Here is a 16,644-nt window from a genome sequence, read left to right on the forward strand (position 1 = left end):
GTCATGTCGTCTGCAGCGCGGCCAGGCGTTCGCTGGCCGGCGGGTGGGAGTAGTAAAAGCGCGCGTAGACCGGGTCCGGCGTCAAGGTGCCGGCATTGTCCTCGTGCAGCTTCAAGAGCGCGGCGGCCAGATCGGCGCCGCTGGCCTGGGCGCAGGCATAGGCATCGGCCTGGAACTCGTCCTTGCGCGACAGGCGGCTGGCCAGCGGCGTGAAGAAGAAGCCGAACACCGGCAGCACCAGCATGAAGAGCAGCAGGGCCAGCACGTCATTGGGCGCCGCCAGATTCGGCTGCACGCCGAAGGCCAGGTAGAAGCCCAGCTGGCGCGACAACCAGCCCAGCAGCGCGAAGCCGGCCAGGCTCAAGGCGAACATCAGGACCATGCGCTTGAGCACATGCTTGTGCTTGAAATGGCCCAGCTCGTGGGCCAGCACCGCCTCGACCTCGGGCCCGCTGAGGCGCTGCAGCAGCGTGTCGAAGAAGACCACGCGCTTGGCCGCACCGATGCCGGTGAAGTAGGCATTGCCATGGGCCGAGCGGCGGCTGCCGTCCATCACGAACAGGCCTTTGGCGGCGAAGCCGCAGCGCTGCATCAAGCCCTCGACCCGGCTGCGCAGACCCTCGTCGGCCAGTGGCTCGAACTTGTTGAACAGCGGCGCGATCACGGTGGGGTAGAGCACCAGGATCAGCAGATTGAAGCCCATCCAGGCGCCCCAGGCCCACAACCACCACAGCCCGCCGGCCGCGCCCATCAGCCACAGGATCAGCGCCGCGATCGGCAGGCCGATCAGCGCGCCGACCAGCGCGCTCTTGGCGGCGTCGGCCAGATAGAGCCGCCAGCTCATGCGGTTGAAACCGAAGCGCTGCTCGATGCGAAAGGTGTTGTAGAGCTCGAAGGGCAGGTCCAGCAGCGCGCCGATCACGCTGAAGGCCAGCAGCAGCGCCAGCTGGTAGGCCATGCCACCCCAGTGCGGCGCCACCCATGCATAGACCCGCAGATTCAGCGCGTCCAGCCCGCCCAGCAGGGTCCAGCCCAGCAGCACGGCGGCATTGAAGGCCATCGCCAGCAGCCCGAAACGGCTGCGCGCCACCGTGTAGTCGGCGGCCTTCTGATGCGCGGCCAGCGGCACGGTGGCGGCAAAGGCGGCCGGCACCTGGTCGCGGTGCCGCATCACATGGCGCACCTGGCGGGTCGACAGCCAGAGCTTCAGCGCCAGCGACAGCAGCAGCGCGGCAGCAAAGACCAGGCTCAGCGCGGTCGGGTGGATGGGAGGGAGTTGGAACGGGAACATGGACTGAAGTGTAGGGCTGCGACAATATGCGCCGACAAAGACGAGGAATCCCAATGAGTGATATCGCCACCCTGGCCAGCCACGAGCAAAACCTGATCTGGATCGATCTCGAGATGACCGGTCTCTACCCCGATCGCGACCGCATCATCGAGGTGGCCGTGGTCGTCACCGATGCCAATCTGACGACCCGCGTCGAAGGCCCGGTGTTCGCGATCCACCAGAGCGACGCGACGCTGGATGCGATGGACAACTGGAACAAGGGCACGCACGGCAAGAGCGGCTTGATCGACCGGGTCAAGGCCTCGACCGTCAGCGAGGAGCAGGCCGCCGCCGAGGTGATCGCATTCCTGAAACAGTATGTGCCGGCCGGCAAATCGCCGATGTGCGGCAACAGCATCTGCCAGGACCGCCGCTTCCTGGCCAATTACATGCCCAGCCTGGAAGACTTCTTCCACTATCGCAATCTGGACGTGTCGACCCTGAAGGAGCTGGCGCGGCGCTGGAAGCCCGGCCTCATCGAAGGCTTCAAGAAGGCCCAGGCGCACACCGCGCTGGCCGACATTCACGAGTCCATCGACGAGCTGGTCTATTACCGCGAGCATCTGCTGAGCCTCTGAGAGAGTTCCGTGCTCTGGGCCGCTTTTGACTTCCCGCGCCACCCCTTGGCGCGAGAGGACGGCGAACGTCTGCGTGGCGCCTTTGACGCCCCGCCCGAGCGCTGGCTGCGCGCCGCCAGCGCGGCCGAGCTGCCGGCCGTGCTGGACGCCGCCCATGCGGCCGCGCGCGCCGGCGCCTGGGTGCTGGGCGGCCTGCGCTACGAGGCGGCCGGCGCGCTTGACGGCGCGCTGCAGACCCATGCGGCGGGCGGCCCGCTGGCCGAGTTCGCGGTCTACACCGAAGCGCCCCAGCCCTGGCCCGAGGCCGGCGCTGCGGGGGCACTCTGCGGCGACTGGCTGGACCGCCAGGACGAGGCCCGCTCGCGCGCCGACATCGAGCGCATCCGCGAATGGATACGCAGCGGCGATTGCTACCAGGTCAATCTGACGACCCGCCTGAACGCCGCGCTGGCGGAGGGCGTTGATCTGGCTGAGTTGTTCCTGGCCCTGCATGCGGCCCAGCCGGGCGGCTTCTCGCTATTCCTGCGCGGCGCGAGCGGGCAGGGCGTGGCCAGTGTCTCGCCCGAGCTGTTCTTCGACTGGCGGCCGCTGCCCGATACCCGCCACACCTGGCTGCTCGGGGCCCAGCCGATGAAGGGCACGGCGCCGCGCGGCCATGACCGCGCCAGCGACGAGGCCGCGCAAGCCTATCTGCGCACCAGCGAGAAGGAACGCGCCGAGAACCTGATGATCGTCGACCTGCTGCGCAACGATCTGAGCCGGGTCGCGAGCCTGGGCTCGGTGCGGGTGCCGCGCCTGTTCGAGCTACACGGCCTGCCCACCGTCTGGCAGATGACCTCGACGGTCACCGCGGTCAGCCGCCCGGGCCTGAAGCTGTCCGAGCTGTTCGCCGCGCTGTTTCCCTGCGGCAGCGTCACCGGCGCGCCCAAGGTACGGGCGATGCAGATCATTGCCGAGCTGGAGCCCGCGGCACGCGGCTGGTATTGCGGCGCGCTGGGCCTGCTGCAGCCGGGCGGGGCGGCCACCTTCAATGTGCCTATCCGCACGGTCGAGCAGCGGCCCGACGGTACGCTGCAATGCGGCATCGGCAGCGGCATCACGCTGGACTCGCAGCCGGCCGCCGAGGTGGCCGAATGGCGCGCCAAGACCCGTTTCCTGCTGCGCGCCCAGCGCCCCATCGCGGCGCTCGAAACCCTGCTGCTGTCCGAGGGCGACTATCCGCGCCAGGCCGGCCACCTGGCCCGTCTGCAGCGCACGGCCCAGCACTTCGGCCTGCGGCTGTCGCAGGGCGCGGTGCGCGAGGCGCTGGCCCGGCTGGCCGAGCGCCATGATCAAGGCCAGTGGCGGGTGCGGCTGAGCAGCGACGCGCAGGGACGTGTCGTCACCGAGATCGCCCCGCTGGCGCCGACACCGCTGCCGGTAGTCCTGGCCTTGGCGACGACGGCCATCACGACCGATGGCCCGGGCGCCGAGTTCCTGCAGCACAAGACCACCCGCCGCGAGGCCTACGAGGCCTTCGCGGCGGCCAAGCCGGCCGAGGCCTTCGATATGCTGCTGTGGAATGCCGACGGCGAGCTGACCGAATGCAGCTTCGGCAATATCGCGCTGCAGCTCGACGGCCGCTGGCTGACGCCGCGCCTGGCGGCCGGGCTGCTGCCCGGCGTGCTGCGCGAAGAACTGCTGCAGCAGGGCCGTCTGCATGAGGCCCGGCTGCTCAAGACCGATCTGGCCCGCGCTCAGGCGCTGGCTTTCTTCAACAGCTTGCGCGGCTGGTGCCCGGCGCGCATGCTCCGTCCCGATCACGATGGCAGCTCTGCCGTCCAACCCTGAACCTCATTCATAGCCATGGCCACGCCACCGAAGACGCGCCGCACCGCGAGCGCCGCCACCCCTGTTGTTGCCGAGACGGCGCCGGTCAAGAAGACGGCGGCTAAAAAAGCCGCTGTCAAGGCCGCAGCCAAGAAGACCACCGCAGCCGTGAAAACGGTTGAGAAGGCCGCAGCCATCGAGAAGAAACCGGCTGCAAAGAAGACGCCGGCCGCGCCAGTCAAGACGACCGGCAAAGCCGCGACCAAGACCGTGAAGACGGTTGTGAAGGCGGTTGCGAAGGCGGCCGCAGAGAAGACGGTCAAGAAGGCCGAACCGGTGCCGGCGCCCGTTGCGGCCAAGAAACCTGCGGCCAAGAAACCTTTGGCCAAGGCTGCGCCCGCAAAGAAAGCGGCCGCAAAGAAGGAGCCGGCCAAAAAGGTCGCTGTCAAAAAGGCCACCGTCAAGAAGGCCGCCGCAGTCGAGCCCGCGGTGAGCGCTCCGGCCAAGAAGGTCGCGGCGAAGCCTGCGGCCAAAAAATCAGTGGCCAAGCCGCCCGTGGCGCCCGAGCCGGTCGTGGAGGCAATCAAGCCCGTCGCCAAGAAGAAGGCAGCGGCCAAGCCGGTGGCCCGCAAGCCCGCAGCGCCCGCGCCTGTTGCACCGCCGCCGGCCCCGCCCGCCCGTTTTGCGCTGCATCGCCAAGGCCCCTGGTTCGGCAGCCCGCAGCAGGTCGAGCTGCTGGCCACCGGCCAGCGCTGGCAGGTGTTGCTGCGTGGCGGCGGGGTGTCGGCGGCCAGCTGCAGCTGCGCGGGCTATGCCCAGCAAGGCAGCTGCGAGCATCTGGGCTTTGCGCTGCTCGCCTTGCAGGACGATGCCGAGGGCCAGGCCGCGCTGGTCGAGGGCTGGCAGACCGAGCACAGCGAGCTGTGGCTGCAATACGGCTTGCGTCGCCAGCTGCACTGGCATGCCGGCCGCCACTGCCCGGCTCCGCTGCGCCAGGCCGCCGAGGCCTTGATCGCGCTGCCGCAGGATCAGCAGGGCGATGCCTTGCCGGGCCTGCTGGCACTGGCCGCCCAGCATGGGCATGAGCTGCGTGTCGATGACGCGGTGTGGACTCAGCTGGCCGAGGGCCGCGACGCCCGCCAGCGCATGCTGCGCCTGGCCGAGGCCTACCAGCAAGGCATGGCCAGCCCGGCCCTGCGCCAGTTGCTGAAGCTGCCCTTGCCCCAGCATCAGCTGGAAGCCGCCCTGTTCGCGGCCTGCGCCGGCCGCGCCCTGGTGGCCGACGATCTGCAGCTGGGCATGCAGCCGACCGGCCTAGCTGCGGCCGAGCTGATGCAGCGCCATTTCGGCGTCGAACGTGTGCTGCTGCTGTGCGCCGAGTCGGCCCAGAGCCGCTGGCTGGCGGAGGCGCAGTCGCTGAGCACGCGCAGCGCGAGCCTGGTCTGGGGCGATGCCGCACAGCGGGCCCAGCAATGGCAGGCGCCGGCCGAGATCAAGATCGCCGCCCTGGGCGCGCTGGAGCAAGACCTGGCCCCGCTGCAGGCCTGGGCGCCCGAGCTGGTCATCGTCGACGAGGCCCAGCGCCTGGGCGAGGGCGCGGTGGCCCGCTTGCAGCAGCTGCCGGAAGGTTTCCTGCTGTTGCTGGCCAGCCAGCTGCCGCAGGAGCAGCCGGCCACCCTGCTGCGCCTGGTCGAGCTGCTCGACCACCGGCGCAGCGGCGCGCTGGCGGCCTTGCATGAGCGCCATCTGCGCCACGACGCCCAGGGGCAGCTGCTGGCCCTGGCCGCGCCGGCTCGGCTGGCACAGAGCCTGGAGCGGGTGATGCTCAGCCGCGCCGGCAGCGAGCTGGCGTTGCCGCCGGCCCTGGTGCAGCTGCGGGCCCAGCCCTTGAGTGCGCAGCAGCAAGGCTTGCAGGCCGCGTTGCTGGCGCCGCTGCGTCGCAGCGTCGCGCGCTGGCAGCGCAGTGCCTATCTGGCCGATGCGGAGCAGCTGCAGCTGCTGCGCGGCCTGCAGGCGCTGCGCCGTCTGGCGATCAGCCCGGCGCTGACCGATGCGGCCGCGGAGGGGCCGGCGCCGCGTCTGGATGCGGTGCTGGCGCTGGCGCGCGAGCTGCTGGCCGGGGCCGCGAGCAAGCTGGTGGTCTGCAGCCAGTGGGACGATGGTCTGGCCCTGCTGGCCGCAAGGCTGCAGGCCGTCGGTCTGCCCTGTGTGCAGCTGTCGGCCGCCACCGGCCTGGCCGAACGCCGCTCGCAGGCGGCACGCTGGCGCGAGGACTCGCGCAGCCCGCTGCTGCTGTGCAGCGATGCGGCCGGTGCCGGCCTGGATCTGCGCGTGAGCGGCGTGGGCCTGATCAGTCTGGAACTGCCCTGGGGCGAGGCCTTGCTGGAGCAGCGCCTGGGCCTGGTGGCCGGCGAGGAGACCCATGGCCTGCCGCTGCTGCAGCTGCTGGCCCAGGGCGGCATCGAGAGCGCGATGCTGGCGCTGCAGGACAGCTGGCCGGAGATGCCGGCCTGCAGTCTGGACGGCGACCTCAGCCTGCAGCTGCTGGGCGGCGAGGCCTTGCAGCGCTTCATGCAGGCGCTGGTGGCCCTGCTTGAGCTGATGTGATGGCGCGGGGCGGCGTGTGATCTTCACGCGAACCGCCGCCCCGCCGACAAATAGTCAAGTCGCGCTTGCTAGTACTTTCCCTAGCGTGCTATAGTCGCGGCTTCGTTGCAGCGCTGTCTGCAACGGTTCGTTCGTCTCCTCTGACCACGTTCAGGCCGTATCCGGTGATCGCCACCGGGCTTCATACGACGCGCTGAGCACCCTTCGGGTTCGGTCGGCGGCGATGCCGTCGCTATGACTGTTCCCCGGCGCCGCACCAGGCCTGGCTCATCTCTTGAGCTGCGCGAAAAAAAGGTGTGCGACGCGAGCTTTCTCCCAGCGACTTTACTGGCTTGACCGCGCCCTATTGATCTGGCGCGGCAGGCGCGTGCTTTTGTCCCGCCAAGACCGGGGCAGGGCACGGCTTTGTTGAAAGAAGATATGAGCTTTGAAAATCTAGGCCTGCACGAGTCCCTGTTGCGCGCCGTGAAAGACTCCGGCTACGAAACCGCGACCGAAGTGCAAGCCCAGGCGATCCCGCCGGGCCTCAATGGCCAGGACCTGATGGTGTCCTCGCGCACCGGTTCGGGCAAGACCGCCTCCTTCATCCTGCCGGCGCTGCAGAAGATCCTGGACACCCGCGGTGACAACAACACCCGCCGCGAAAAGGGCAAGGTCTTCGGCCCCCGCATCCTGGTGCTGACCCCGACCCGCGAACTGGCCATGCAAGTGGCCAAGGCTGCCCAGACCTACGGCCGCCATGTGCCGGGCCTGAAGCTGTCCACCGTGCTGGGCGGCATGCCTTATGCGCTGCAGATCAAGCAGCTGTCCGGCCCGCTGGACATCCTGATCGCCACCCCCGGCCGTCTGCTGGACCATCTGCAGTCCGGCAAGGCCGTGCTCGACAATGTCGAGATGCTGGTGCTCGACGAAGCCGACCGCATGCTGGACATGGGCTTCATCGACGACATCAAGGTGATCGCCGAGCGCATCCCGGCGGCCCGCCAGACCGTGATGTACAGCGCCACGTTCGCCGGCCACGTCGGCCGCCTGGCCCATGACCTGCTGCGTGACCCGCTGCGCGTCGATGTGGCCTCGCACACCGACACCCACGAGAACATCACCCAGCGCCTGCACTGGGCCGACAACAACAACCACAAGGACCAGCTGCTGGAAGCCATCCTGGCCGAGCCCGAGCTGGACCAGGCCGTGGTGTTCACCTCGACCCAGCGCGATGCCGACTGGCTGGCCGAGCGCCTGCAGGAGATCGGCCACTCGGTCGCGCCGCTGCACGGCGGCATGCCGCAAGGCCGTCGCAACCGGGTGCTGATGGCGCTGCGCCGTCGTGAAGTGCGCGTGCTGGTGGCCACCGATGTCGCCGCCCGCGGCATCGACGTGCCGACCATCACCCACGTCATCAACTACGGTCTGCCGATGAAGGCCGAGGACTATGTGCACCGCATCGGCCGCACCGGCCGTGCCGGCCGCGCCGGCCTGGCCGTGACCCTGGCCGTGCGTGACGATGTGTCGATGATCCGCCGCATCCAGCAATTCACGACCCAGACCATCCCGGTGGCGCAGATCGCCGGCCTGGAGCCGAAGACGCAAGAACCGCGCATCTTCCCGCCGCGCCCGGCCGGTGCCGGTGGTGGTTTCGAGGACCGTGGCAGCCGCCCGGCCTGGGGCAACAAGTTCGGTGGCGGCGGCAAGACCTTTGGTGGTGGCAAGCCCTTCCATCGCGACGGCCCCAAGCCCTCGTTCGCCCGTGAAGGCGGCAAGCCTTTCCAGCACCGCGATGCGGCTCCGCGTTCGGAAGGCTTCGAGCCGCGCGGCGAGTTCCGTGGCAACAATGCCGACCGCAACTTCGCCCCGCGTGGCGACCGCCCGAGCTATGGCGACAAGCCGGCCTTTGGCGGCAAGCCCAGCTTCGGCAACAAGCCGAATTTCACGGCCCGTGATTTCGCCCCGCGCGATGGTGCTCCCCGTTCGGGCGGCAACTTCGAGCCGCGCGGTGGTGCCGGCTTCAGCGAGCGCCCGTCCTTTGGTGGCGATCGCCGCGGCCCCGGCGGCCCCAAGCGCAGCGGCCCACCGGCCGGCGCGCCCCGCCGCAGCGGTTTCGGTCGTTAATTCGTCCCGAACTCGCTGAAGCAAGCAAAGCCCGCGCAAGCGGGCTTTTTCGATTCTGTTGTGGCACAGTGCCGCCCGAGCATGCGAGCGAACGGAAAACTGATCCAGTGGGACGACGTCAAGGGCTATGGCTTCATCGCCCCGGACGCCGGGGGGGCCAAGCTCTTCGTCCATATCAAGGCCTTTGGTCTGCGCGCACGCCGGCCTTTTGTCGGCGAACGTCTGAGCTATCAGCCGGGCGAGGACGCCCAGGGCAAGCCGCGCGCGCTGAAGGTGCAAAGCCTGGAGCCCAGGCCGGCGGCCCCGGCCGGACCGACCGCGCTGGAGCGCGAGCGTTCGCGGCGCGAGGCCCGGCGTGGCCTGAGCCTGTGGCTGGTGCCGGGCTTTGCGGCCCTGGTGCTGATCTGTCAGCTGGCCTTCGAGCTGCCGCGTGCGCTGTGGGGTGCTTATCTGGCGATGAGCCTGGCGACCTTCATCGTCTACGCCGGCGACAAGCGGGCCGCGCGCCTGAATCAGTGGCGGGTCGCCGAGGGCACGCTGCATGGCCTGGCCCTGGCCTGCGGCTGGCCCGGCGCGTTGCTGGCCCAGCACATCCTGCGCCACAAGTCCAACAAGCCGGAGTTCCTGCGCCTGTTCTGGCTGACGGTGATCGTCAATGTGCTGGGTTTTGTGCTGATCTTCACGCCGCTTGGTGTGCAGTTACTGGTGCTCTTCAATGTCTGAGATCGTTCTGCGGCCGCTGTCGGCGGCCGATGTGCCGGCGGTGCTGGCCCTGCAGGCGCAGTGCTATGGCGCCGATTTTCTGGAGGATGCGCAGGCCTTCGCCGCCAAGCTGCGCGCCGCCGAGCCTTACCGGACCTGCTGGATGACCTGGCGCGGCGAGCAGCCGCTGGCCTATCTGGTCGGCCTGCCGCTATGCCACGACAGCCTGCCGGCGCTGAATGCGCAAAGCCTGACGCTGCCGGCCGAGCCGCGCCTGCTCTATCTGCACGACCTGGCCGTGGCGCCGGCCGGCCGTTCGCTGGGGCTGGCACGCCGCCTGGTCGAGCATCTGGAGCGCCGGGCCGGCGATCTGGGACTGCAGACCCTGGGCCTGGTCGCCGTGCAGGGCTCCGAGCCGTTCTGGCAGCGCCAGGGCTATGCCTCGCTGCAGCAGCTCTCGGCCACGCTGGCCGCCAAGCTGGCCAGCTTCGGGCCCGAGGCCCGCTTCATGCAGCGCTCGCTGGCCTGAGCCCAGCGTCAGCCGGGCAGGGCGCCGAAGCGGAAGCTCGAGACGGTGACGCCGCCCATGAAGGCGCTCTCGTGATAGATCAGCGCGCCGGCTTCTTGCTCGGCGGCGCCGACCGCCACCATCAGCGGGATCAGGTGATCCTCGCGCGGATGGGCCTGGCGGGCCGCCGGCGCCGCGCCCCACTGCGTCAGCAGCGCGCTGCGCTCGGCCGGCGGGGTCTGCAACAGGGTCTGCTGCAGCCAGGCGTCGAACTGGCCCGAGGCCGTCCTGGCCGCCGGGCCGAAGGCGCGCAGATTGTGATAGCTCAGGCCGCTGCCGATGATCAGCACGCCCTCGTCGCGCAGCGGCGCCAGCGCCCGGCCCAGCGCCAGATGGGTGGCCGGGTCGTAGCCCTGCAGCATGGACAGCTGCACCACGGGCACCTCGGCCTCGGGGTACATCGGGAACAGGGTCGTGAACGCACCATGGTCGAAGCCGCGTTGCTCATCCATTGCACTGGGCAGGCCGGCGTTCTCGATCAAGGACTTGACCTGCCTGGCCAGCGCCGGGTCGCCCGGTGCCGGGTAGCGGATCGAATAGGTGTGGGCCGGGAAGCCGCCGTAGTCATAGACCATGGTCGGCCGCTCGGCCGCCATCAGGCTGAACTGCTGCGCCTCCCAGTGCCCGGAGATCATCAGCACCGCGCGCGGCTTGCGGCCCAGCTCGGCCGGGATGGCCTTCAGCGAGGCCTCCAGCTGATGGAAGTTCTCGCGGAAGGGGCCGTCCATATAGGGCCAGGGGCCGCCGCCATGGGACAGGAAGTAGGTGGGAAGTCGGGTTGAGGCCATGGCCTCAGTGTGGGCCTTGCGGCGGCGCCAGAGGCTGGCGGCGATTGATCACAGCGTTCAAAAAATCCAAAGCCGTGGCATGGCTTTTGCACAAGCTTGTGACAGTCATCACCAACCCGGAGTCCATTGCATGCAACGCCGCCCCTTTTTGCACACCAGCCTGGCCCTCGTGACACTTTTTGGTGCATTGTCGGCCCAGGCGCAGACCGCGCTGGACGGCATCCTGGCCAAGAAGCAGATCAATATCGCGATCCCGACCGACTACCCGCCCTACGGCTTCGTCGGCACCGATATGGCGCCGCAAGGCCTGGACATCGAGATGGCCCGGCTGATCGCCGCCAAGCTGGGCGTCAAGCTCGAGCTGGTGCCGGTCACCAGCGCCAACCGCATTCCCTATCTGCAGACCAAGAAGGCCGATCTGGTGATCTCGACCCTGGGCAAGAACCCGGAGCGCGAGAAGGTGATCAATTTCAGCGCCGCCTATGCACCCTTCTACCAGGCCGTGTTCGGCCCCAAGGCCATGGCGGTCAAGAGCTGGGAGGATCTGGCCGGCAAGACCGTCGCGGTGACCCGCGGCGCGATGGAAGACCAGGAGCTGGGCAAGGTGGCGCCGGCCAGCCTGCAGATCAAGCGCTTCGAGGACAATAACGCGACGGTGGCCGCCTATGTGGCCGGCCAGACCCAGCTGATCGCGACCAGCGCCTCGGCCGCCGGTCTGATGGCGCAGCGCAACCCGCAGCTGGGTGCCGAGTACAAGCTGCTGCTCAAGGACAGCCCCTGCTTCATCGGCGTGGCCAAGGGCGAGGATGCCTTGCTGGCCAAGGTCAACGAGATCATCGCGGCGGCCAAGAAGGACGGCAGCATCGAGGCCCTGTCCAAGAAGTGGCTGGGCCGTGGCGCCGGTGATCTGCCGCTGTGATCACATTTGACTTCCTGGCCGTCCTGGCCGAGTGGCGGCTGCTGCTGACCGGGGTGGCCTGGACCCTGGGCCTGACCGCGATCGCGGCGCTGCTGGGCGTGGGTCTGGGCGTGGCCTGCGCCTGGGCGCGGCTGGACGGGCCGGCGCCGCTGCGCTGGCTGGCGACCGGCTATGTGGAGGCGATCCGCAACACGCCCTTCATCGTTCAGCTCTTCTTCGTGTTCTTCGGCCTGCCGGCGATGGGCGTCAAGCTGACGCCGGAGACCGCCTCGGTGATCGCGATGGTGGTCAATCTGGGCGCCTATGCCGGCGAGATCGTGCGCGGTGGCATCGCGTCGACCGCGCGTGGCCAGACCGAGGCCGGGTTGAGCCTGGCGCTGAGCCGGGCCCAGGTCTTCCTCCATGTGCTGCTGCCGCCGGCGCTGCGCCGGGTCTGGCCCTCGATGGTGAGCCAGATCATCATCGTGATGCTGGGCTCGGCCGTCTGCGGCCAGATCGCCACCGAGGAGCTGAGCTACGCCGCCAACCTGATCCAGAGCCGCAACTTCCGCGCCTTCGAGTCCTTCATCGTCGCCACCGCCATCTATCTGCTGCTGGCCATCGCGCTGCGCAGCCTGTTGAACTGGCTGGGGCCGCGCTTTCTGTTCGGAGGACATCGCCGTGGTTGAGTTCAGTCTGTGGGACATCGTCCGCAATCTGCTGATGGCCGTGCGCTGGACCGTCGTGCTGTCGCTGATCGCCTTTGTCGGCGGCGGCCTGGTGGGCCTGGCGCTGCTGGTGGCGCGCACCGCGCGCTGGCCCGGCGCCCAGGCGCTGGTCGGCGGCTATGTGCAGCTGTTCCAGGGCACGCCCTTGCTGATGCAGCTCTTCCTGGCCTATTTCGGCATGGCGCTGCTGGGCTTCGAGACCTCGGTCTGGACGGCGGCCGCGCTGGCGCTGACGCTCTATACCAGCGCCTTCCTGGCCGAGATCTGGCAGGGCTGCGTGCGGGCCGTGCCCAAGGGGCAGTGGGAGGCGGCGCAAAGCCTGGCGATGAGCTTTGGCGAGCAGCTGCGCCACATCGTGCTGCCGCAGGCCGGCCGCATGGCGATCGCGCCGACGGTGGGCTTTCTGGTCCAGGTCATCAAGGGCACGGCGCTGGCCTCGGTGATCGGCTTTGTCGAGCTGACCAAGGCCGGCACGATGATCAGCAATGCCACCTTCCAGCCCTTTCTGGTCTACAGCTGCGTCGCGCTGATGTACTTCTCGCTGTGTTTCCCGGTGAGCTTCTATGCCCGCTCGCTGGAGAGGAAATTGAATGTCAACAAGCACTGATCACACCCCCGCCGCCAGCATCCGCGCGCTGCGCAAGTCCTACGGCGCCAACGAGGTGCTCAAGGGCATCGATCTGGAGGTCGAGCCCGGCGAGGTGATCGCCATCATCGGCAAGAGCGGCTCGGGCAAGAGCACGCTGCTGCGCTGTGTCAACGGGCTGGAGGAGTTCCAGCAGGGCGAGCTGCTGGTCGACGGCCTGCCGCTGTTGCATGGCAATGCGCGTGCGATGCGCGAGCTGCGCCAGCATGTGGGCATGATCTTCCAGAGCTTCAATCTGTTCCCGCACCTCAGCGTGGGCCGCAATGTGATGCTGGCGCCCAGCCTGGTCAAGAAGCAGGGCACGGCCGAGGGCGAGCGTCAGGCCCGCCAGCTGCTGGAGCGGGTCGGCCTGGCCGAGAAGTTCGATGCCTTCCCGGACCAGCTCTCCGGTGGCCAGCAGCAGCGTGTCGCGATTGCGCGCGCGCTGGCGATGCAGCCCAGCATCCTCTTGTGCGACGAGATCACCTCGGCGCTGGACCCGGAGCTGGTCGGCGAGGTGCTGCGCGTGGTCGAGAGCCTGGCGGACGAGGGCATGACTTTGCTGATGGTCACGCACGAGATGAACTTCGCGCGCAAGGTGGCCGATCGCGTGGTCTTCATGCATGCCGGCCGCATCCACGAGATGGGACCGCCCGAGGCGATCTTCGGCGCACCGCAAACGCCCGAGCTCAAGCAGTTCCTGTCGGCGCTGCACTGAAGCGTTGCGCGGGCGCCGCAGCCGGGCGGCCGGGCTGCGACATTGGTCACGCAAGTGCGGCTTGCGGCGAGTAGCGCCGAGTTTGTGACGAGGTGTCACAGCCATGTGATCTGCTCTGCCTAGCATCCCGGGCTTGTGCTTCTCTGCGCCTGCCATGCCCGACGCCGCTGCCGCCTCCTATCTGCAAGACTGCCGCCCCAGATTCCGCCAGCCCAGTGCCGGCGATCTGTGCATCGACGTGCCGGCCATCGGCACCGATCAGAACAACGAGCAGGTGATGGAGGTGTTCACCCGGCACCGCGAGCTGATGAGCTTGCCGGTGGTGGAGGGCGGTCAGCCGATCGGGCTGATCAACCGCAATATCTTTCTCTCGCAGATGAGCAAGCCCTTTCATCGGGAGCTCTACAACCGCAAGAGCTGCATCGCCTTCATGGACAAGGAGCCGCTGGTGGTGGACGCCGGCATGGCCATCGAGGAGCTGACCCAGCGCGCGGTGGCCTTCGGCGAGAAGGCGCTGACCGACGGCTTCATCATCACCCGCGACGGCGTTTTCGCCGGGGTCGGCCAGGGCCTGCCGCTGATGCGCGTGGTCGCCGATATGCAGGAGGCGCGCAACCGCCAGATCATGCACAGCATCGAGTACGCCAGCGTGATCCAGCGCTCGATGCTGCGCACCTCGCGCGAGGCCCTGGCCCAGACCCGGCTGGACGCCGACCTGGTGTGGGAGCCGCGCGATGTGGTGGGCGGCGATTTCTACCAGTTCAGCGCGATGCCCGAGGGCTGGTTCGCGACCGTGGCCGACTGCACCGGCCACGGCGTGCCCGGTGCCTTCATGACCTTGATCGCCTCGATCACGCTGTCCAAGGCGATCGAGCAGCATGGCCCGCGCGACCCGGCGCGGCTGCTGGCCAGCGTCAACCGCAGCATCAAGCAGATGCTGGGCCAGATGGACGGCCAGGATGAGACGCCCGGTTCGGACGACGGCATGGACGCGGCCTGTTTCTGGTTCGACGCCGCCACCCGCAGCCTGCATTTCGCCGGTGCCAAGACCGCGCTGTTCCTGCTGAACCCGGGCCAGGCCGGCGTCGAGATGATCGATGGCGAGCGCAAGGGCGTCGGCTATGTGGACAGCGATATCGATTTCGCCTGGACCAACCGCTGCGTGCCGCTGCAGCCCGGCAGTCTGGTCTTCGTCACCACCGACGGCCTGATCGACCAGATCGGCGGCCCCAAGGCCATCGCCTTCGGCAAGCGCCGCATCCGCGAGCTGCTGCTGGCGCAGCGTGAGCGGCCGACCGCCGACATCAACCGTGCGCTGCTGGACGCGCTGCAGGCCTGGCAAGGCCCGCACCACCGCCGCGACGACCTCAGCTTCTTCTGTTTCCGCGTCTAGGAGTCCTTGTCATCATGTCTTCCCCCGCTCCCATCGTGCAAGAGTACGGAGCCTTCTTCGACCTGGCGCAGCGCCACCGGGTGATCTTCTACTACGTCGGCTACTTCTCGCAGAACATCATCGCGGCGATGGCCGAGGCGGTGAAGCTGCAGCTGGAGGTCAGCGGCGTCGATGGGCCGACACGGCGCAAGCTGTTCTCCTCCTTCATCGAGATGGCGCAGAACATCATCCACTACTCGGCCGATGCGCTGACCCCCGGCAGCCAGACCGAGCGCGAGCTGCGCCACGGCTCGGTCTGCATCAGCGAGCGCGACGGGCGCTACCTGCTGCTGTGCGCCAATCCGGTCGAGGCCGGCGTGGCCGAGGCGCTGCGCGAAAAGCTGGAGCGCCTGCGCAGCATGACCCTGGACGAGATCAAGAAGGCTTACCGCGACGGCCTGCGCGCCGAGACGCCCGAGGGCAGCAAGGGCGCGGGCATGGGTTTCCTGACCATGGCACGCGATGCCAGCGAGCCGCTGGCCTTCAGCATCGAAGCCCTGGACGAGCGGCCCGACACCCTGGTCCTCTCCCTGCGGGCGGTCATCTGATGTCCGCTCCCATCCCCCACCACGAGAACCCAGGCATGGAGAACACCCTCTATATCGCCGCCAGCCCCAGCTCGCCCGAGGTGGACTTCCGCTTCGACGAGGGCGTGCTGAGCCTGCGCGGCGAGTCCTATCCCGAGAACGCGGCCGCCTTCTACGGCGACATCATCCGCCAGCTGCGCGCCTACCTTGGCTCCTGCAAGCAGCGCACCATCACCGTCAATATCGCGCTGGCCTACTTCAACAGCTCCAGCACCAAGATGCTGTTCAACATCATCGAGGCGCTGGCCGAGGCGGTGGAGGCCGGCGGCAACCGGGTGACACTGCACTGGTTCCACGACGCCGAGGACGACACCATCCACGAGTTCGGCCAGGAACTGGTCGATGACTTCCCGGCCATCGCGTTCGTGATGCAGCCGGTGGGCACGGTGTGAACGCGCGTCAGCAGCTGGGCGCGACGACGATGATGTACCGCATGCCGCAGCCCGAGGACGATCTGTTCGAGCTGGAGATCCGCGCGCTGGCGGCGGCCCGCGATGCCTATGCCGACGAGCGGGCCTGGCACCACCAGGCCCTGGGCGAGCTGATCCTGGCCTACGAGCGGCTGCTGCGCGAGACGCGCCGGCTGGTGCGCCGCAGCGACCGCGAGGAGCTGGAGATGAACCGGCTCAACCAGCGCCTGCATGAGCTGGCCGGCGAGCTGGAGTACCGCGCCACCCACGACTCGCTGACCGGTGTGCTGAACCGCGCGGCCATCATCGAGCGCGCCAACCGCTATCTGACACAGCACGGTGTGGCGCTGATCGTGCTGGACATCGACCACTTCAAGCGCGTCAACGACGGCTTCGGCCACCCGACCGGCGATGCGGTGCTGCGCGGCGTGGTCGCCTGCCTGCAGGCCGAGGTGCCGCCCGGTGCCGATATCGGCCGGGTCGGCGGCGAGGAGTTCACGGTGCTGCTGCGCGACGATGGCTGCGAGGCGGCGGTCGCGCTGGCCGAGCGCCTGCGCCGCAAGGTCGCCGGCCACGACTTCGGCCTGCCGGGCGGCCATGTGGTGAGCGCCAGTTTCGGCGTGGCCTGCCTGCCGCGCGGCAGCAGCTTCGATGCCGCCTATGGCCAGGCCGATGAGGCGCTCTACGAGGCCAAGCGCAGCGGCCGCAACCGGGTCGTGAGCGCGAGCGCGATCACGCGGGAGCCGAGCTGACGGCCT

17 protein-coding genes are annotated in these 16,644 nt (G+C 68.7%); 14 read left to right on the plus strand and 3 right to left on the minus strand.

All coding sequences use genetic code 11. The features are described 5' to 3' along the window. Position 1 precedes the first annotated feature (1 nt). A complete protein-coding gene (locus ABGI63_RS14535; RefSeq protein ID WP_349743110.1) occupies positions 2-1,291 on the minus strand; it encodes a M48 family metallopeptidase in 1,290 nt (429 codons plus the stop codon). Positions 1,292-1,344: 53 nt separating this feature from the next. On the opposite strand from ABGI63_RS14535, the gene orn reads away from it, so the two are divergent. Together orn and ABGI63_RS14545 are read left to right on the plus strand one after the other, a co-directional pair. Further along, positions 1,345-1,908 (plus strand): oligoribonuclease, encoded by a 564-nt coding sequence (orn, locus tag ABGI63_RS14540; RefSeq protein WP_349743111.1) that lies wholly within the window; start codon positions 1,345-1,347, stop codon positions 1,906-1,908. Positions 1,909-1,917: 9 nt separating this feature from the next. After that, complete coding sequence (locus tag ABGI63_RS14545; protein WP_349743112.1) at positions 1,918-3,738, plus strand: chorismate-binding protein; 1,821 nt, start codon at positions 1,918-1,920, stop codon at positions 3,736-3,738. Here the strand turns inward: ABGI63_RS14545 and ABGI63_RS14550 are convergent. Next, positions 3,708-4,304, minus strand: coding sequence for a hypothetical protein (locus tag ABGI63_RS14550; protein WP_349743113.1), 597 nt, complete (start codon positions 4,302-4,304; stop codon positions 3,708-3,710). The two genes, ABGI63_RS14545 and ABGI63_RS14550, sit on opposite strands and share 31 nt — an antisense overlap. Between ABGI63_RS14550 and ABGI63_RS14555 the strand changes: the two genes are divergently transcribed. The 4 genes from ABGI63_RS14555 to ABGI63_RS14570 all read left to right on the plus strand — a co-directional run bounded on the left by ABGI63_RS14555 (position 4,291) and on the right by ABGI63_RS14570 (position 9,661). Then, the gene (locus tag ABGI63_RS14555) at positions 4,291-6,324 is read left to right on the plus strand and encodes a helicase-related protein (RefSeq protein ID WP_349743114.1); all 2,034 of its coding nucleotides are present in this window, start codon (positions 4,291-4,293) and stop codon (positions 6,322-6,324) included. The two genes, ABGI63_RS14550 and ABGI63_RS14555, sit on opposite strands and share 14 nt — an antisense overlap. Positions 6,325-6,744: 420 nt before the next feature. Then, on the plus strand, positions 6,745-8,430 hold the full coding sequence (locus ABGI63_RS14560; RefSeq protein ID WP_349743115.1) for a DEAD/DEAH box helicase: 1,686 nt from the start codon (positions 6,745-6,747) through the stop codon (positions 8,428-8,430). Positions 8,431-8,511: 81 nt separating this feature from the next. Next, positions 8,512-9,153: a DUF1294 domain-containing protein gene (locus tag ABGI63_RS14565; protein ID WP_349743116.1), complete on the plus strand. Its 642-nt coding sequence runs from the start codon at positions 8,512-8,514 to the stop codon at positions 9,151-9,153. Beyond that, positions 9,146-9,661: a GNAT family N-acetyltransferase gene (locus ABGI63_RS14570; RefSeq protein ID WP_349743117.1), complete on the plus strand. Its 516-nt coding sequence runs from the start codon at positions 9,146-9,148 to the stop codon at positions 9,659-9,661. The genes ABGI63_RS14565 and ABGI63_RS14570 overlap by 8 nt, the downstream gene beginning before the upstream one ends. An 8-nt stretch (positions 9,662-9,669) precedes the next feature. Here the strand turns inward: ABGI63_RS14570 and ABGI63_RS14575 are convergent, their stop codons facing one another. Continuing rightward, entirely contained in the window at positions 9,670-10,488 is an 819-nt protein-coding gene (locus tag ABGI63_RS14575; protein WP_349743118.1) for a DODA-type extradiol aromatic ring-opening family dioxygenase, read from the minus strand. 130 nt (positions 10,489-10,618) lie between these two features. Here ABGI63_RS14575 and ABGI63_RS14580 point away from each other — a divergent pair, with 130 nt between their 5' ends. From ABGI63_RS14580 to ABGI63_RS14615, 8 genes are all read left to right on the plus strand, one after another. Next, positions 10,619-11,407, plus strand: coding sequence for a transporter substrate-binding domain-containing protein (locus tag ABGI63_RS14580; protein ID WP_349743119.1), 789 nt, complete (start codon positions 10,619-10,621; stop codon positions 11,405-11,407). Then, complete coding sequence (locus ABGI63_RS14585) at positions 11,407-12,075, plus strand: amino acid ABC transporter permease (RefSeq protein ID WP_349743183.1); 669 nt, start codon at positions 11,407-11,409, stop codon at positions 12,073-12,075. Before ABGI63_RS14580 ends, ABGI63_RS14585 begins: the two co-directional genes overlap by 1 nt. Next, complete coding sequence (locus tag ABGI63_RS14590; protein WP_137942123.1) at positions 12,068-12,721, plus strand: amino acid ABC transporter permease; 654 nt, start codon at positions 12,068-12,070, stop codon at positions 12,719-12,721. The genes ABGI63_RS14585 and ABGI63_RS14590 overlap by 8 nt, the downstream gene beginning before the upstream one ends. Then, positions 12,705-13,457 (plus strand): amino acid ABC transporter ATP-binding protein, encoded by a 753-nt coding sequence (locus ABGI63_RS14595; protein ID WP_349743120.1) that lies wholly within the window; start codon positions 12,705-12,707, stop codon positions 13,455-13,457. Before ABGI63_RS14590 ends, ABGI63_RS14595 begins: the two co-directional genes overlap by 17 nt. Positions 13,458-13,611: 154 nt before the next feature. Then, positions 13,612-14,850, plus strand: coding sequence for a SpoIIE family protein phosphatase (locus ABGI63_RS14600; protein ID WP_349743121.1), 1,239 nt, complete (start codon positions 13,612-13,614; stop codon positions 14,848-14,850). 14 nt (positions 14,851-14,864) lie between these two features. Further along, the gene (locus ABGI63_RS14605; protein WP_137942126.1) at positions 14,865-15,437 is read left to right on the plus strand and encodes a SiaB family protein kinase; all 573 of its coding nucleotides are present in this window, start codon (positions 14,865-14,867) and stop codon (positions 15,435-15,437) included. Positions 15,438-15,472: 35 nt separating this feature from the next. Beyond that, complete coding sequence (locus tag ABGI63_RS14610) at positions 15,473-15,868, plus strand: DUF1987 domain-containing protein (protein ID WP_262970744.1); 396 nt, start codon at positions 15,473-15,475, stop codon at positions 15,866-15,868. 41 nt (positions 15,869-15,909) lie between these two features. Further along, positions 15,910-16,638 (plus strand): GGDEF domain-containing protein, encoded by a 729-nt coding sequence (locus ABGI63_RS14615; protein WP_349743184.1) that lies wholly within the window; start codon positions 15,910-15,912, stop codon positions 16,636-16,638. Positions 16,639-16,644: the final 6 nt, after the last annotated feature.

The sequence above is a fragment of the Roseateles cavernae genome (assembly GCF_040187885.1).
Taxonomy (GTDB): domain Bacteria; phylum Pseudomonadota; class Gammaproteobacteria; order Burkholderiales; family Burkholderiaceae_C; genus Roseateles_E; species Roseateles_E cavernae.

Coding starts and splice junctions, on each gene's coding strand:
- orn (WP_349743111.1), top strand. CDS start 1,345: ATGAGTGATATCGCCACCCTGGCCAGCCACGAGCAAAACCTGATCTGG.
- ABGI63_RS14600 (WP_349743121.1), top strand. CDS start 13,612: ATGCCCGACGCCGCTGCCGCCTCCTATCTGCAAGACTGCCGCCCCAGA.
- ABGI63_RS14565 (WP_349743116.1), top strand. CDS start 8,512: ATGCGAGCGAACGGAAAACTGATCCAGTGGGACGACGTCAAGGGCTAT.
- ABGI63_RS14580 (WP_349743119.1), top strand. CDS start 10,619: ATGCAACGCCGCCCCTTTTTGCACACCAGCCTGGCCCTCGTGACACTT.
- ABGI63_RS14615 (WP_349743184.1), top strand. CDS start 15,910: ATGCCGCAGCCCGAGGACGATCTGTTCGAGCTGGAGATCCGCGCGCTG.
- ABGI63_RS14575 (WP_349743118.1), bottom strand. CDS start 10,488: ATGGCCTCAACCCGACTTCCCACCTACTTCCTGTCCCATGGCGGCGGC.
- ABGI63_RS14605 (WP_137942126.1), top strand. CDS start 14,865: ATGTCTTCCCCCGCTCCCATCGTGCAAGAGTACGGAGCCTTCTTCGAC.
- ABGI63_RS14570 (WP_349743117.1), top strand. CDS start 9,146: ATGTCTGAGATCGTTCTGCGGCCGCTGTCGGCGGCCGATGTGCCGGCG.
- ABGI63_RS14560 (WP_349743115.1), top strand. CDS start 6,745: ATGAGCTTTGAAAATCTAGGCCTGCACGAGTCCCTGTTGCGCGCCGTG.
- ABGI63_RS14535 (WP_349743110.1), bottom strand. CDS start 1,291: ATGTTCCCGTTCCAACTCCCTCCCATCCACCCGACCGCGCTGAGCCTG.
- ABGI63_RS14610 (WP_262970744.1), top strand. CDS start 15,473: ATGGAGAACACCCTCTATATCGCCGCCAGCCCCAGCTCGCCCGAGGTG.
- ABGI63_RS14595 (WP_349743120.1), top strand. CDS start 12,705: ATGTCAACAAGCACTGATCACACCCCCGCCGCCAGCATCCGCGCGCTG.